Source organism: Streptomyces sp. ISL-98, assembly GCF_018614055.1.
GTDB classification, from domain to species: Bacteria; Actinomycetota; Actinomycetes; order Streptomycetales; family Streptomycetaceae; genus Streptomyces; species Streptomyces spiramyceticus.
This window is the reverse complement of sequence record NZ_JAGGPB010000115.1, coordinates 1-15,355: the sequence shown is the minus strand read 5'-3', so window position 1 is coordinate 15,355 and position 15,355 is coordinate 1. Positions and strand designations below refer to the sequence as shown.

At 68.8% G+C, this 15,355-nt stretch carries 14 protein-coding genes and 1 pseudogene; 8 read left to right on the top strand and 7 right to left on the bottom strand.

The window, feature by feature from the left end; genetic code table 11:
• Positions 1-27 precede the first annotated feature (27 nt).
• Positions 28-1,344, bottom strand: a complete 1,317-nt coding sequence (locus J7I98_RS40075) for an MFS transporter (RefSeq protein WP_214929987.1) — start codon at positions 1,342-1,344, stop codon at positions 28-30.
• The gene (locus J7I98_RS40070) at positions 1,341-2,579 is read right to left on the bottom strand and encodes an aminotransferase class V-fold PLP-dependent enzyme (RefSeq protein WP_214929986.1); all 1,239 of its coding nucleotides are present in this window, start codon (positions 2,577-2,579) and stop codon (positions 1,341-1,343) included. Before J7I98_RS40070 ends, J7I98_RS40075 begins: the two co-directional genes overlap by 4 nt.
• Between J7I98_RS40070 and J7I98_RS40065 the strand changes: the two genes are divergently transcribed.
• Positions 2,578-4,005 carry a PLP-dependent aminotransferase family protein gene (locus J7I98_RS40065; protein WP_214929985.1) on the top strand — a complete coding sequence of 476 codons (1,428 nt, stop codon included), beginning with the start codon at positions 2,578-2,580 and terminating at the stop codon, positions 4,003-4,005. The genes J7I98_RS40070 and J7I98_RS40065 overlap by 2 nt on opposite strands.
• A gap of 29 nt (positions 4,006-4,034) precedes the next feature.
• On the opposite strand, the gene J7I98_RS40060 is transcribed toward J7I98_RS40065, so the two are convergent.
• The 3 genes from J7I98_RS40060 to J7I98_RS40050 form a co-directional block, all read right to left on the bottom strand.
• Positions 4,035-5,093 carry a vWA domain-containing protein gene (locus tag J7I98_RS40060; protein ID WP_214929984.1) on the bottom strand — a complete coding sequence of 353 codons (1,059 nt, stop codon included), beginning with the start codon at positions 5,091-5,093 and terminating at the stop codon, positions 4,035-4,037.
• A gap of 190 nt (positions 5,094-5,283) precedes the next feature.
• Entirely contained in the window at positions 5,284-5,481 is a 198-nt protein-coding gene (locus J7I98_RS40055) for a hypothetical protein (protein ID WP_214929983.1), read from the bottom strand.
• 25 nt (positions 5,482-5,506) lie between these two features.
• The gene (locus tag J7I98_RS40050) at positions 5,507-5,896 is read right to left on the bottom strand and encodes a VOC family protein (protein WP_214929982.1); all 390 of its coding nucleotides are present in this window, start codon (positions 5,894-5,896) and stop codon (positions 5,507-5,509) included.
• Positions 5,897-6,967: 1,071 nt separating this feature from the next.
• Between J7I98_RS40050 and J7I98_RS40045 the strand changes: the two genes are divergently transcribed.
• The gene (locus tag J7I98_RS40045; RefSeq protein ID WP_214929981.1) at positions 6,968-7,717 is read left to right on the top strand and encodes a dienelactone hydrolase family protein; all 750 of its coding nucleotides are present in this window, start codon (positions 6,968-6,970) and stop codon (positions 7,715-7,717) included.
• A gap of 386 nt (positions 7,718-8,103) precedes the next feature.
• Positions 8,104-9,596 (top strand): annotated as a pseudogene (locus tag J7I98_RS40040) (IMP dehydrogenase).
• Positions 9,597-10,023: 427 nt separating this feature from the next.
• On the opposite strand, the gene J7I98_RS40035 reads toward J7I98_RS40040, so the two are convergent.
• Together J7I98_RS40035 and J7I98_RS40030 are read right to left on the bottom strand one after the other, a co-directional pair.
• Positions 10,024-10,233 (bottom strand): hypothetical protein, encoded by a 210-nt coding sequence (locus J7I98_RS40035; RefSeq protein ID WP_214929980.1) that lies wholly within the window; start codon positions 10,231-10,233, stop codon positions 10,024-10,026.
• Positions 10,234-10,246: 13 nt separating this feature from the next.
• Positions 10,247-11,200 carry an XRE family transcriptional regulator gene (locus J7I98_RS40030; protein WP_214929979.1) on the bottom strand — a complete coding sequence of 318 codons (954 nt, stop codon included), beginning with the start codon at positions 11,198-11,200 and terminating at the stop codon, positions 10,247-10,249.
• 301 nt (positions 11,201-11,501) lie between these two features.
• Here J7I98_RS40030 and J7I98_RS40025 point away from each other — a divergent pair, with 301 nt between their 5' ends.
• The 5 genes from J7I98_RS40025 to J7I98_RS40005 all read left to right on the top strand — a co-directional run bounded on the left by J7I98_RS40025 (position 11,502) and on the right by J7I98_RS40005 (position 15,340).
• A complete protein-coding gene (locus J7I98_RS40025) occupies positions 11,502-11,693 on the top strand; it encodes a hypothetical protein (RefSeq protein WP_214929978.1) in 192 nt (63 codons plus the stop codon).
• A 134-nt stretch (positions 11,694-11,827) separates the two neighbouring features.
• Positions 11,828-12,373: a MauE/DoxX family redox-associated membrane protein gene (locus J7I98_RS40020; protein WP_214929977.1), complete on the top strand. Its 546-nt coding sequence runs from the start codon at positions 11,828-11,830 to the stop codon at positions 12,371-12,373.
• Positions 12,370-12,909 carry a S26 family signal peptidase gene (locus J7I98_RS40015; protein ID WP_214929976.1) on the top strand — a complete coding sequence of 180 codons (540 nt, stop codon included), beginning with the start codon at positions 12,370-12,372 and terminating at the stop codon, positions 12,907-12,909. The genes J7I98_RS40020 and J7I98_RS40015 overlap by 4 nt, the downstream gene beginning before the upstream one ends.
• The gene (locus J7I98_RS40010) at positions 12,897-13,451 is read left to right on the top strand and encodes a TlpA disulfide reductase family protein (protein ID WP_214929975.1); all 555 of its coding nucleotides are present in this window, start codon (positions 12,897-12,899) and stop codon (positions 13,449-13,451) included. Before J7I98_RS40015 ends, J7I98_RS40010 begins: the two co-directional genes overlap by 13 nt.
• Entirely contained in the window at positions 13,448-15,340 is a 1,893-nt protein-coding gene (locus tag J7I98_RS40005) for an ABC transporter ATP-binding protein (RefSeq protein WP_214929974.1), read from the top strand. The genes J7I98_RS40010 and J7I98_RS40005 overlap by 4 nt, the downstream gene beginning before the upstream one ends.
• Positions 15,341-15,355 lie beyond the last annotated feature (15 nt).

Below are 15,355 nucleotides of genomic sequence, written 5' to 3'. Positions count from 1 at the left end.
CGGTGGGGCCCTTCGGCATTCTCCGTCTCAGCCCGTGGCCTGCCCTTCCGCTGCCGCTGTGACGGGTTCTTCCGGTGCCGACGGCAGGCCACGGAGTCGGCTCACCGGGGACAGGACAAGCGCGATCAGCACGGCGGCGGATCCGATCGCCGCCACGGTCAATGCGCCCTGGGCGCCGATCCGGCCGGACAGCAGGCCCGCGAACAGCCCGCCGAGTGCGCCACCGCCGAACAGCAGGGTGCGGAAGACCGCCGTCATCCGGCCCATCATCGACTGCGGGGTACTGGCCTGGCGCAGGCTGACGATGATGACGCCGGCGATGCCGAGACCGAGATAGGTGGTGAAGAAGGAGAGGACGAACATCCCCACCATCACCGGCCGGGGGCCGGTGGCCACAACGATCAGCATCGGGCCGATGAGCAGGGCCGACTGGGCGACGAGGTAGACCAGTCCGAGCCGGAAGCGACGGATGACCTTACGGGAGATCGCCGCACCGATCAGACCGCCCACGGAGGCAGTGGCGAAGATGCCGCCGAGGGTTGTCGAGTCCAGGTGCAGGTCGCGTGTTCCGTACAGCAGGAACATCGTCCATACGGTGATCATGGAGAAATTGCAGCAGAACCCGATCAGGGCCAGCGACCGCAGGACCGGGTTCTTCAGCACCCAGCGCAAGCCGTCCCGGAGTTCGGTCGGCAGGTGCCGTCGTGCGGCGGGCGGTTCGGGCCTGGGCTCGGGCGTGCGGATGAGCAGCAGCGAGATCAGGGACACCAGATAGGAGAACGCGTCGACGATCAGCGCCACGGGCGCGGTCAGTGCGCCGATCAGGACACCCGCGAGCCCGGGACCTGCCACATCGGCCGCCGATGAGCTCATCCCCATCTTGGCGCCGGCCTCGACATAGTGCTTGGGGTCGCGTACGAGCGTGGGTACGTACGACATCCAGCTCACGTCGAACAGCACCGAGGCGACGCCGACGGCGCAGGCGATCACAAGGAGCGAGACCATGCTGAGCGCGTCCATCCAGTACAGGACGGGTACGAGGGCCAGCACGATCGTCCGGACGAGGTTGGCACCAAGCATGATCCGCCGTCGCCTGGTCCTGTCCACCCACACCCCGAAGACCAGCGCGAGACCGAGATACGGGACAAGCTGCAGGAACCGCAGGACACCGACCTGCTCGTCGGTGGCATTGAAGGCGATGATCGCGGTCAGCGGCAGGGCAAGGTTTGTGACCTGGGTGCCGAGGAGCGAGAGTGTCTCGCCGAGCCAGAATTTGAGGAAGTCTCCGTTGCGCCAGAGGCTTTCCGTAGACCGTTCTACGGCGTGTGTCTGTGTGGCGGTCATCGCCGTCCCTTGCCGGCGAGGTCCGCGACCGCGTCGGCGACGTGGTCCACCTCCTCCTCGGTGTTGTAGTAGTGCGGCGACAGGCGCAGGCACCATTCGACGCCCTTGTCCCCGAAGTCGAACTGGGCGAACTCACGGAAGCTGAGCGCCGAGTTGATGCCGCGGGCGTCCATGGCCGCCTTGAACGGCTGCGGCTGCCAGCCCGCTACACCGAAGGTGACGAGCGCGGCAAGACGCGGGCCGCGGTCGAGCACGCGCACCCCGGGGATCGGTGCAAGCCGGTCGCGCAGCCGGGCCGCGAGCGCCGGCGTGCGCTGCTCGATGGCCTCGATACCGACCTTGCGGGCATAGCGCGTCGCGGCGGCGCTGCCGAGCACTGTGGCGTACGGGAACTCCCACTCCTCGAACCGGGCCGCCGTCCCTACGGGCTCGTAGCCGCCCGGCTCGGTCCAGCGGGCGCCGTGCATGTCGATGAACAGCGGTTCGTAGCCTGCGCTCAGGACGCGATCGGATACGTACAGGAATCCGGAACCGCGCGGGCCGCGGAGGAATTTGCGGCAGGTGGCGGTGAGGAGGTCGCAGCCGATCTCTTCCACGTCGATGACGAACTGGCCGACCGACTGGCAGGCGTCGACCAGGTAGAGCAGGTCCAACTCGCGGCAGTGGCGGCCGATTTCGGCGACGGGCGAGACGAGGCCCGAGTTGGTGGGGACATGGGTGGCAGACACCAGGCGGGGGCGGTGGGTCCGCATCAGCGCGGCCATCGCCTCCACATCGACCCCGCCCTCGGGGGTGTTGGGCGCGTGGACGATGCGTACGCCGAACCGCTTGCGCAGGGACAGGAAGGCGATCTGGTTGGAGATGAAGTCGTCGCGGGTGGTGAGGATGACGTCGTCGGTCTCGAACGGGATCGAGGACAGGGCGGTGGCGTAGGCGTGGGTGGCGCTGCCCGCGAAGGCGATGTTGTCGGGCGTGGTGTTGATCAGGGCGGCGATCTCCGTGTAGAACTCGCGGACTTCGGCGGCTCGGGCGGCCGACGCCTCGTAACCACCGATCCGCGCTTCGAGGTTCAGATGGCCGACCATCGCGTCTGTCACGGGCGCTGCCAGCAGTCCGCAGCCCGCGTTGTTGAAGTGGATGACCTGGCGGCACCCCGGGGTGTCGGCCCGCAGTGCGGCGACGTCCAGCTGAAGTGCTTCCCGACCAGGACCAGTAGCGCTATTCTCGTCTCTCATGAACAACGGTAGCACTTCTGGGGAGTTGGCCGACAGTCTCCGTACGCTGGTCTCCCGACTGGCCCCCGGCGACCGGCTGCCGAGCAGCCGAGAGCTGATCAAGGAATACCGGGTCGGCCCGGCGACGGTGGCGCGGGCCATCGCCGCACTGGCCGCCGAGGGCGCGGTAGTGACCCGTCCGGGCAGTGGGACGTTCGCGGCGCAGCGCAACCGGCTCCGCGACGAAGCCTGCGACAGCGACACGGATACCGACTGGCAGACGGTCGCCCTCACCGACCGCGCAGTCGACACCCACCTGATCGCCGACCCGCTCGGCCCACCACCGGCCGGGACGATCACCATGGACGGCGGCTATATACACCGCTCGCTCCAGCCCACCCGGGCCCTGAGCGCCGCGCTTGCGCGGGCGGCACGCCGTCCGGACGCCTGGGACCGCGCCCCGGCCGGCGGCCTGATGGCGCTGCGCACCGTGTTCGCCCGGATCGTCGGCGGCAGCGTGGCTCCGGAGGACGTGCTGGTCACCGCCGGCGGGCAGAGCGCCCTGTCGATCGCATTCCGGGCCATCGCCGGGCCCGGCAGCCCGGTCCTGGTGGAGTCCCCCACCTATCCCCGGGCCCTGGCCGCCGCCCGCGCCGCAGGGCTGCGGCCGGTTCCCGTACCGCTCGACGCCGACGGCCTGCGGCCCGACATGCTGGCCGACGCATTCGCGATGACCGGCGCGCGACTGCTGTACTGCCAGCCGACCTTCCAGAACCCGACCGGCACCGTGCTGGCGCCCGAACGGCGCCGCCAGATCCTTGATGTGGCGCGCGCATCGGGCGCGTTCGTGCTCGAGGACGACTTCGCGCGGCACCTGGGACACGGCGGCGCCGTGCCGCGGCCACTGGTCGCCGATGACCGCGACGGCACGGTCGTCCACGTCACCTCACTCACCAAGCCCGCAGCACCGAGCCTGCGGATCGGGGCACTGGTGGCCCGCGGACCCGTCATGGAGCGCATGCGGGCGGTGCGTCTGGTCGACGACTTCTTCGTCACGCGCCCGCTCCAGGAGGCCGCGCTGGAAGTGCTCAGCTCCCCGTCCTGGGACCGGCACGTCCGCTCTCTCGGTACGGCACTGCGAGAGCGGTGCGCCGTGCTGGCCGCCGCAGTCGCCCACGAGATCCCCGGCGCAACCTTGGCCGGGCCGCCTACCGGCGGGCTGCACCTGTGGGTTCGCCTGCCGTCTGGCGTGGACGACACCGTCCTCACCAGCGCCGCCCGGCAACGAGGCGTCACGGTGAGCGCCGGCAGCCGCTACTTCGCCACCGAACCGCCGGCGGCTCACCTGCGTATCGGGTTCGCCGCGACGACCGATCACACCGAGCTGACCGAGGGTGCACGTCGGCTGGGAGCCGCGCTTACGGACCTCGGTCCGAGGGAGGCGTGAGGCGCAAAACTGTCAATCCGTTGCTGAGGTCATAGCATGATGAGCAGACGCGTCTTCGGCTTGAGCTTTCTGTTCACCGAACGACTCTGCACGTATACCTCCAACTTGGGATTACGCCCCGCCTTCACGGAGACGGTCCCATGGATACCCGTACCGAACAGAAGACTGCGTGCCGCGTCGCCCGTGTATGCGCGGTCAGTGTCCTTCTCGACCACGATGACTTCCTTGTCGGGCTGAACCTGAACCCGGGTGCCCAACTGGTAGTAACACGACCCGCGTTCGTACGTCACGCCCGGATGCGAATCAACGAAGGATCGAATCTCGACCTCCGTGTCGACCTTCAGGAGTCGATACTTGTCGGCCGGGACGGGTTCGAGGTTCGCTCGCACGTCGTCGACCGATATGTCCTGACCGACCGCGAACAGGTTCTTCGTGCCGCGCACGCCCTGTTCGCGGCCACGGAGGAAGCTGGTGGCGGCAGCGCGCACGGTACCGATCGCCTCCTCGACACCCTCCTGGGAATCCGCATCCCAGATGGCGATGTTTCCGGCCGGGAAGCCGTAGTTCTGGGCGGTTCGCTTCGCCAGGGAGTTCGGAACGAGGATCGCGGAAGTCCAGTGGCCCGGAAGCGCACCCATCTTCGCCGCGATCTTATCGAGCCAGGGGCCGAGGATGGCCATGTCGCCGTCGTGCCGTCTGTCGCCGCCGGAGGCGTTCTCCTCGCCGTCCGTCACCACGATCTGGAGGAAACTGTGCTCGCCGTACGCCTCCCAGATGTGGCCCAGGTCGTCCAGGGACTTCAGAGAGGCTTCGATGAGTGCCGTAGCGCCATTGTTGACCTTGTACAGACCCCGCATGGACGGCAGATGCTTCACGTCCATGTCCCAGACCAGGTTCTCCACCTTATGGTCGAAGGAGTAGAGGCTGATCCGGGTCTCATGACCGAGGCTGTCCGACTCGGCCTTCAAGCCCGCCACGAACTCGTCCACGACGCGGATGAGTTGACTCTGGTGCTGATGCATGGAACCCGAACAGTCCACTACCAGCGCGACGTGATTCACCTTGTGCTGGATCTTGTTGGCGGACACGTTTCTGCTCCTTCTCCGAGGCTCCCCGAGTGATGTCTCCACACTATGGGGAGGCACTGACAACGGAGCTTGACGGACGATCACCCTCCTGCCCCGCGGCAGACCCCGGGGCAGGAGGCAGCGGTGAGAGCCAGACGCCCGTGTTCCGAGCACACGGCCTGCACAGTGTGAACTTTCCCCGCCTCCTTCCTCACGTCCACGCGATGTGCTTGACCGCGTAGCAGCACAGGCGGGTGCCGTAGCGGTCGAGGGCATCGTCGGGGTCCGTCGCGTAGTGCGCAGCGATGTCGGACCATCGGTCCCAGCGGTAGAGGCGGGCGTGGCGGCGGTCGTCGTCGCTGCGTTCGGGTTCGATGAACTCCAGTGCGGTGGCGCGCTGTCGCAGCATGCCTGGCGCGGTGTGCGGCTTCCGATCAGGGGCGGCGGCCCGCAAGGACGCAGAACTCGTTCCCCTCTGGGTCGGCAAGCGTGACCCAGCTCTCATCGCCCGTTTGGCCGACGTTGGCATGTCGAGCACCTAGTTCGAGCAGGCGACGGACCTCTTCGTCTTGCTCCCTGTCGGTTGGGTTGACGTCGATGTGGAGCCTGTTCTTGACGGTCTTGCCCTCGGGCACGTGCGCGAATGTCAACGTCGGTGGCACTGGGCCAAGGTGGTTCTTGCCTTCAGGCGCCACGGGGGAGCCAATTGTGACAATTCCGTCGTCTTCGTCTTGCACCTCGTAGTCAAGGACCGAGCACCAGAACCGGGCGAGACCATGGGGATCGGCACAGTCGATCGCAAGCTCGGTGAACTTACTGGTCATGTCAGGATCTCCCAGTCAAGCAGCGGGTCCGCGAAAGGCCACACGCTAACCGCAGCGTTCGACCAACGGCCACACGTTAACTGCAGTGTTCGACGGCGAGGTAAGCCGCAACCTGGATCTGCTCGTCCACCGACACCAGCCGTGACGGCTTCTGCTCCACGGGGGCACAAAGGGACAAACTTTCCGGAAACCGCCCGAGTTCCTCCTGCACCGGAGCGACACGGCCGGCTGAATCGCCGGGACACAGCCCGCAGTGTGATCTCGACAGAACGAGACACAACCAGCGCGGGACACAGCGAGTGCGGAAACAACTTGAGCCACATACCCGGGTCGCGCTCCAGCCCCGCGCCCGGGCCGAGTCGCGCACGGCAAGGTCGAGCGGCAACAGGCGCTCGCTGGAGGCCGGCTCGCCGGATTTTGGTGCGCGCATCGCCGCCGTCATGTTCGACCTGGTCGCGCACCTCGTCGGTGCTCTCGCCCTCCCAGGTGTCGAGCATCGCCTCCAGCTGCGCGCTCTGGTCAGCGAAGGACCCGTAAAGCCGCCCTTGTTGACGCCGACTGCGTAGGCAGGACCTCCGGGGTGTAGCCGCGGGCGCCGGCTTGCCGGTGGAATCAGGCGTGCAGCTTGGGCATGCGGTCGCTGTCGCCGAGGGCGCGGCGGGCGATCTCGGCGAGTGCCCGGTCGCAGCCGGTCAGGATGTACAGCATCTCTTATCCGAACTAAGCCTGTGAGCCGATGAGTTGGTCACTCCGACGAGACGTGAGGCACGCTGCTGGGGCAGCATGAACATCAAGAGCGGGGTTGAGGAACCAGCGGACAGCCGTTATCGCTGAGAATGATCACGATTCGGGTCAACCTGGAGATCTTCTACGGCTGCAGTCGGCGTGAAGAGGACTCTGATCCGGATGGAGCCACCTGGTCAGCCTCCCGGTGTCGGCTGGGTTGATCGTCCCTACTCCGGTTCGTGCCGGTTTGCCCAATGATCGTAGGTCATCGCCAGGTTGATCTCTGGTTGACCTCAACCCTGATAGAGGCTGTGCACTTGGCATCAGCCCCAAGGAAGGAAGATCTTGCCCATCAAGACGCTGCAGATTCCCACCACGGACGGCCAGGCCGACGCTTTCGCCGCCTTCCCCGACCGTGGCGAGCGGCACCCGGGAGTGCTGCTGTACACGGACGCCTTCGGCGTGCGGCCCGTGCTGGAGGAGATGGCCCGCGAACTGGCCGAGCACGGGTACTACGTGCTCGTCCCCAACCTCTACTACCGGCACGGCCCGGCACCAGTGATCGAACTTCCCGGGCACATCGGAGAAGAGATCCGGCCCGCGGTCATCGCCCAGCTGATGCCCTTGATCGAGGCGCACACCGCCGAACATGTCCTGCGCGACGCCGACGCCTACCTCCGGTTCCTCACCACCCAGCCCGAGGTCAGCGCCGGACCGGCCGCCGTGATCGGCTACTGCATAGGCGCCGCCTTGGCGATGCGCACCGCAGCGGCCCACCCCGACCAGGTGGCCGCCGTCGCCGGATTCCACCCCGGCTTCCTGGTCACCGACGCGCCCGACAGCCCGCACCGCCTCGTCCCCAAGCTCACCGCCCAAGTCCACCTCGGCCTCGCCGAGAACGACCTGACGCCCGAGGCCATCAGCGAGCTCAACCAGGCCCTGGATGCCGCAGGTGTCGGCTACACCACCGAGATCTACCCCGGCACCATCCACGGCTTCACCATGTCCGACACCGACGCCTTCAACCCCTCCGCACTGCAGCGCCACTGGGACCGACTGCTCCCCCTCCTCGACCGCACCCTGGCCAACAGCTGACGCTCCGGGCAGGAAACCAAACCTGAAGTACACGGCTCCGGAGTCCTTGGCTCGCACGCCAGCCGCAAAGTAGCGGCAGCCGGGACCTGGTGACCGTGGTCATGCGCTCTCTGCCGCCGCAGCCTGTTCGTCGTGCTCGCGCAGCATCACGGTCGCGGGTGAGATGACTCGTCGGCTTGATCATGGCGTGGGGCCTGCTGAGTTGATCGATAAGGTGCCAGGTCACGACCGCACCCCGTTCGATCCACGGGCCGGTCAGGGCTCTGCCGCAGTTGGTGGCACCTCCACGGCTGCCGTGCTGATCTCTGCCTGCCCGGGCCCCGGGATACGGGGGCGGTCCTCACGGCGGGGCAGTCGGGCCCCGGCCGACGGGTCAGGAGGAACGAGTGGCACAGATCATGGCCGAAGTCTCACGGACGTTCAATGAGTTTCTGCTCTTGCCGAACCGGACTCGGACCGACTGCTCGGCTGCGACGGTTGACTTGCGCACGCCCCTGGTGCGGCACATCGCGAGGCGTCGGCGATCGAGCTGCAGTCCCCGTTCACGTCCGCGATCATGCAGGCCGTCAGCACACCCGATCTCGCGATCGCGCTCGCGCGAAACGGTGGTTTCAGCTTCCTGCACCACAATCAGCCGATCCAGGACCAGGCTGCAGCGGTCCGCCAGGTGAAGAATTTCAAGGCCGGGTTCGTCACCAGCGATACCAACGTCCGCCCCGACGACAGCCTGAGCCTGCTGGTCGATGTCATGCGCCGCACCGGTCACAGCACCGCCGCGGTCACCCACGACGGGACCGCCACCGGCCGCCTGCTCGGCCTGGTGACCTCCCGGGACTTTCATCCCCAGCGTCATGATCTGGACGGACCGGTCAGTGGCCGGATGGCCGCTATCGCCGACCTGGCCCATGCCGGGCCCGACATCACGCTTTCCGAAGCCAACGCGCGGCTGTGGGACGAACGGCTGGACTGCCTCCCGGTGCTGGATACCGAGGGTCACCTGCAGCATGTGGTGTTCCGTTCCGACTACGCGGACAACAAGCGCTTCCCGAACCAGGTCGTGGACGCTGCCAAGCGTCTGCGTGTGGGCGCAGGTATCAACACCCACGACTATCAGGAGCGCGTCCCGGCCCTGCTGGAGGCGGGCGTGGACGCGTTGTGCTTCGACTCGTCCGACGGCTACAGCGACTGGCAGGCGCAAGCGCTGTCCTGGGTGAAGAAGCACTATCCGGAGATCCCGGTCGGCGGCGGCAACGTGGTCGACGGCGAGGCGTTCACCTTTCTCGCCGAGGCGGGAGCGGACTTCGTCAAGGTCGGGGTGGGCGGCGGCTCCATCTGCATCACTCGGGACCAGAAGGGCATCGGCCGCGGCCAGGCCAGCGCTGTGCTGGACGTCGCGGCGGCCCGGGATGCCTTCCGCGAACGCACCGGCGAGTACGTGCCGATCTGCTCCGATGGTGGGCTGGTGCACGACTACCACGTGGCCCTGGCGCTGGCGATGGGGGCCGACTTCGTCATGATGGGGCGTTACTTCGCACGCTTCGATCAGGCGGCCGGCGCGAAGCTGCCCACCCGTGACGGCTTCGTGAAGGAGTACTGGGGTGAGGGCTCGAACCGGGCCCGCAACTGGCAGCGCTACGGCCAGGGAGGCCAGGGGCTGGTCTTCGAGGAAGGCGTGGACGGCTACGTCCCCTACGCAGGCGACCTCAACGAAGGGCTCGCCCTGACCATTGCCAAGCTCAAGACCACGATGGTCTCCTGCGGCTCCACTACCCTGCCGGAGTTCCAGTCCACGGCCCGGCTGACCCTCGTTTCAGAGCAGAGCTTCCAGGAGAGCCACGCCAACGTCACCCTGCGGGACACCCCGGCGACGGTCTCCTGACAAGCTGCTGGGTCCCGGCATGAGGACTACTGGTCGGAGGGGAATAGTGCATGGTCGGAATAAACCCCCTCCCGCCAGTAGTGGCCGGCCTGCGCAGCGGCTGCTGCCCCGATCCCGAGCCGGACGGCGAGGACCGCAGGGGCGGCACCTGATCACGAGCACCGTGTACAAGTCCGCCCGGGACGCGGACGGCAACCACCATTCCGAGGGTGAACTCCGCGTTGTTCCCTGGGTGGCCATCGCCCCGGTCGTCAACGCCATCCGCGTCATGGAACGCATGGTGCCCGGCGGCCATCTGCTGTTCGACCACCACGCCCACGACCTGCGCGGCACGCGGGCCGGCAACGGAGGGACAGAGAGTGGGTGCCTGGCCCGCGGTGGAGACCATCGGCGCTCCTCGCGGCAGGCGCCCGCCCACCGCGCGCAGTCAGGGGCGCTCGGCCGGCGGCGACCAGACCTCTGCTGTGGGCCTGTCGCCCGCAGTCTCGGGAGCCGCCGCCGAGTCCGGTTCGGCCGCTGCGGACTTGGGCACGGTGTACATCACCGACCCTTGTTTGCGCTCCTTGTCGACGACGCCCTTCTTGGTGAGAGCCTCCAGGGTGTTGCGACCACCTGGGGGGTGCGCGCTTGGGCACACGCCACCAACCGGCTCAAGACGCGGGCGAGATGGAGAAGATCTGGTTCCCGCTCCCGTCGCAGGGCTGCGTCACCGCCGGCGCTCCGGCGGACTTCCTCGACCCGCTGATGCCCACACATCCACCGCCGATGACGCGGAGCACGTACTGATCGCTGCCGCCGGAATCCGACGGCTCGATGCGGAACCTGCTCGTCTTTCCGCAGTCGTCCCAGGGCTCCAGCAGGGCGGCACCAGTGCGAACAGTCACCGCCTTCAGGCAGCCCTTGCCATGGTCAGGGTGGTACCACTGCACGCGGAGCGTGCCTCCCCCCGCGGGCACCAGCTCGGTCTCCTGAGGCGCGACGTCCCCGCGCGGACGCTGCACGGCCACCAGCGAGTCGTACCCTTCGGCATGCCCGTCGGTCAGGCACAGACCGTCCGCCAGGACCGGGCGGATCTCCACGGGACCCTGCGGCAGGACGGTCCGGTTCCCCGAGGGCGCGGACGCACCGCCTCCGTCACCCCCGGAACCGCCCGGCTCACCGAAGAATCCGACGACCCAGGCGGTGGCGGCCACGAAGGACAGCACGGCGAGCCCCAGCAGCAGCGCGGGCACCCGGCGCTGCCCCAGTCCACGACGCGTGCGCCGGCCCGGTGTCCCCGCCTCGTCCTCGCTCTCGCCCTCGTCGCCTTCGTCCTGGCCTGTCCCACCGCTGACGGCCCTTTCCCGGGCCTCCAGCCATTCCCGCACCCGCTCCCTGTCCCCGCAGGCCCGTACGAACGCGGCCACCAGCTCGGGACGCGGCGTGGCTTTCCCGCCGAGGACGTCCGCCAGTGTGCTGCGGGCCAGCACCTCTCCGTGCTCGGCAGCACACTCTTCGAGCTGGCGGTACGTCAGCCCCGAGCGTTCCTTGAGCTGCCGCATGGCAGCCGCGAACTCACCCGCATCACCGACCTGCTGCGGCTGCGTCTCCCCCACATTCGCCATGCGGACATCGTGAGCCGTCCCGCCACACACGGACAACGTTGATTCCGGTCCTCCGCCGCCGGTTCCGGACAGGATCCGGACAAGCTTCTGACCAGTCCGGACAAGGAACGGCTTGTCCGAGACAGAACTTGCCGTTGCCGCGGCCGGCTCCGTGCCCACAAGCTCGGACCAGCCCGCCGGGCGAGACCGAACAGGGTCCGCACACCGACCGGTCCCGCGCCGTACACGGACCGGAACCGAGCCGGGCGATCCCACGAAAGAACCCCACGGAAGAACCCCACGAAGGAACCGGAGGAAGGGCATGCTCGTACAACTGCGGACGATCTCGGATCGTCTGCTCGACAAGGTGGCCCCGAAGACGAGTGCGTCGGCGGCCGACTGCTGGCAGAGCGAGTGCATTTACCGCAGGTGCTCGGGACGCACCACCACGCTGATGTGGTACGAGGTGTGCGAGGACTACCAGCGGGTCGGCTACTGCGGCTGCCGCATGTAACGGGCGTCGCCCCACTGCGTACCACCGCATCTGCAAGGCACCGGCTCCGCCCCGGCCCGCGCCGGGGCGGAGCCGGTCTCCGACGACCGGTCTTCAGCGCCGGGCGCTCCGCCGGCGGGAGGGTTTTCGCTCCGATGAACTATGTGATCGTCAGCGGCCGGGTCCTGCTCGGCCTCGTCTTCCTGTGCTCGGTCGCAGGCAAGCTCCGCTCTGCGGACGCGTACCGCGCCTTCCGGCTCTCGGTGGCACAACTCGCCCCGCCGCTGCGGCGCAGGACGAAGGCCGTGGCACCCCTGGTGATCGCCGCCGAGGCGGCCGTGCTGGTGGCGCTCGTCGTCCCCGCGTCCGTGACCGTCGGCTTCGCGGCGGGCGCATTCCTGCTCGCGGGGTTCGCCCTGGCCCTGACCGGGGTGTTGCGGCGGAAGGAGAACGCCGCCTGCCACTGCTTCGGCGGCTCAGAACCCGTCGCTCCCCGGTACGTCGTGCGCAATGTGCTGCTGGTCGGCGTGGCCCTCGCCGGACTGGTGGGACGGCCCATCACGGCGGAGGCGGCGGCCGGCTCATCGGCGGGACTGCTCCTGGCCGTCGGCATCGGGGTACTCCTCGCGCTGTTCACGGTGACCCTCGACGACCTGGCTCACCTGTTCGGCCCGGTGGACCCCGAGGAGGCCAGGGCATGACGCGAGAGCCCGCCGCTCTCACGGCACTCGGCGCCGGGTGCGCAGTGGCCGGCGCGGTGGCCCTGGTCCGCCGCCGGTACGTCGTCGTCACCGTGGAGGGCCAGAGCATGACTCCCACCCTCGCCGACGGTGACCGGGTCGTGGTCCGCCGCACCCGGCTCGCCGCGGTCCGCAGTGGCCAGCTCGTCGTGTCCGGGCCGCCCGCCGGTGAGCGCTGGGACCGTCTCCCCATGCCTGCGTGGCTGATCAAACGTGCCGTCGCCGTCCCCGGGGACCGGGTACCGAAGGACGTGGGACCCGCACTGCGGGCGCTGGCCGAGGAGCGCGTGCCGGACGGGCGGCTCGTGCTGCTCGGAGACAACCCGCGGCGGAGCCTGGACTCCCGCCAGTGCGGCTACTTCACGTCCGGCCAACTGCTGGGCGTCGTCGTCCGCCGACTCCCGCGCGCGGCAGCCGGTGACGGCCGTTCCCCTTCGTTACCCGGCCACGACGGCCGGGCCGTCCCCGGAAGGATCAACCCACCATGGCGTACCTGACCGCCGTCTTGACGCTGTTCGGCCTGCTGAGCATCGTCAATCTGATGCTGACGTTCGGGGTCGTCCGACGGCTGCGCACCCAGCGGCAGGGGTCCTCGCCCGCCGCCGAGGGCGACCCGTTCCAGGGCTCGGGGCTCTCGGTCGGAGAGCCCGTGGGCAGCTTCTCCGTGCGCGACACCGAGGGCAGGCCGTTGGCCCGTGACGGTCTGCGCGAGGGAATACTCGTGGCCTTCCTGTCCCCGGGCTGCCTTCCCTGCGAGGAACTCCTCCCGAGCGTGGTGGAATTGGCACGCGCGGCGGGACCGGGCCAGGTCCTGGCCGCCGTGGTGTTGGACGAGGACAACGGAGCGCGACCCGATGCCTTCGTCGCCGCGCTGTCCCCGGTGGCCACGGTCGCCGTGACACGCCTTGAGGGCGAACTGACCCGGGCCTTCGGCATCCAGGGCATGCCGACCGGCGTCCGCATGGGCCCCGAAGGCCGGATCGCAGCCAGCGGCCGCGCCCTGCTACGCGTCTCGCACACGACGAAGGCCGGTGCATGAGCGGGAACATCAGCAAGGATCCGGGCCGCCGTACGGGCGGCGGGAAGGAGCGCCGTCGTACGGGCAGCGGGAAAGAGCAGCTCGCGCCGCGCGACGCGTTCGTCGCCGCCCGCAGTGCGGTCTCCCTCGCCTGGCGGTCGGCGCCCGCACACATGACGGGCCTCGTGGCCGTCGCCGTCGCTGCCGCCGGGGTGCCCGTGGGAGTGGCCTGGCTCACCCGGCTCGTCCTGGACCGGCTGACCGGTGTGAGCCAGCAGGCTCTGCTCGGGCTGGCTCTGGGACTCGGCCTGCTGGGGCTGGTGGCGGCGCTGCTGCCGCACCTCAACCAGTACCTGGGCGCACGGCTCAACCGGGCGGCGGGGATGCGGGCGGTGAACCGGCTCTTCACGGTCGTCAACTCCTTCGGCGGACTCGCCAGGTTCGAAGACCCCCGGTTCCAGGACCGTCTGCGGATGGCGCAGTCCGCGGGCAGCCAGACCGTCGGCCGCGTCGTGGAGACCGGGCTGAGAATCGCCGGCGGGGTCCTGAGCGTCGTCGGGTTCGTCGTCGCGCTCTGCGTCATCAGCCCGGTGATGACCGGACTCGTCGTCGCGGCGGCCGTGCCCGCGCTGGTGGCCGAGCTCCGGCTGTCCCGACGCCGGGCGAAGAGCGCCTGGCGCATCAGCTCGGCGCAGCGGAGGGAGTTCTTCTACCAGTCGCTGCTGTCGAGTCTGGACGCGGCCAAGGAGATCCGGCTGTTCGCGGCTGGTGACTTCTTCAAGGGCCGGATGCTCGACGAACGGCGCACGGCCGACGTCGAACGCCGGCTGGTGGAGCGCAGGGAGCTCGTCACCCAGTCCGGCCTCGCCCTGCTCAGCGCACTCGTCGCCGGAGGCGGACTGGTTTGGGCGGTACTCGCGGCGAGGCAGGGGCGGTTGACGGTCGGTGACGTCTCCATGTTCGTGGCCGCTGTCGTAGGTGTGCAGGGCGCGTTGTCCGGTCTCGTCGGCTCCCTCGCCGATGGGCACCATCAACTTCTGCTGATGAACCACTACATGGCCGTTCTGCAGGCCGGACCGGATCTCGAACCACCGGCCGGCCGTGTCCTCCTTGACAGGCTCCCCGCACTGAGCCGGGGCATCGAGCTGCGGGACGTCTGGTTCCGGTACGGCGACGACCGCCCCTGGGTACTGCGCGGCGTGAATCTGTTCGTCCCCCGCGGCACGGCCGTCGCTCTGGTCGGACACAACGGTGCCGGGAAGAGCACGCTGGTCAAGCTGCTGTGCCGGTTTTACGACCCGACCCGGGGCGAGATCCTGTGGGACGGGGTCGACATCCGCCGGGTACCGGTGCACGAGTTGCGCCGTCGGCTCGGCGCGGTGTTCCAGGACTACATGAACTACGACCTCACCGCCGGCGAGAACATCGCCGTCGGTGACGTGCGGGCGCTCGGCGATCCGGCGAAGCTGACCACCGCCGCGCGGGAGGCCGGTGTGCACGACGTGGTGGCGAAGCTGCCGCATGGCTACGACACCATGCTGAGCCGCGTCTTCGCCGCCGACGACGCCGATGACGATGCCGGGGCACTGCTCTCCGGGGGCCAGTGGCAACGCCTCGCCCTCGCCCGCGCGTTCCTGCGCACAAACCCGGACCTGCTCATCCTGGACGAGCCGAGCTCGGGTCTGGACGCGGAGGCCGAGTACGACATCCATCTGCGGCTCCGGCGATACCGGGCGAGCCGCACCAGCCTGCTGATCTCGCACCGGCTCGGTGCGGTCAGGGACGCGGACCGGATCGTCGTGCTGGCCGACGGCCGGATCACCGAGGAGGGCTCCCACGCCGAACTGCTCGACGAGGACGGTACGTACGCCCGGCTCTTCACCGTCCAGGCCAACGGCTACCAGCACTAGTGTGATGCGCCAGAA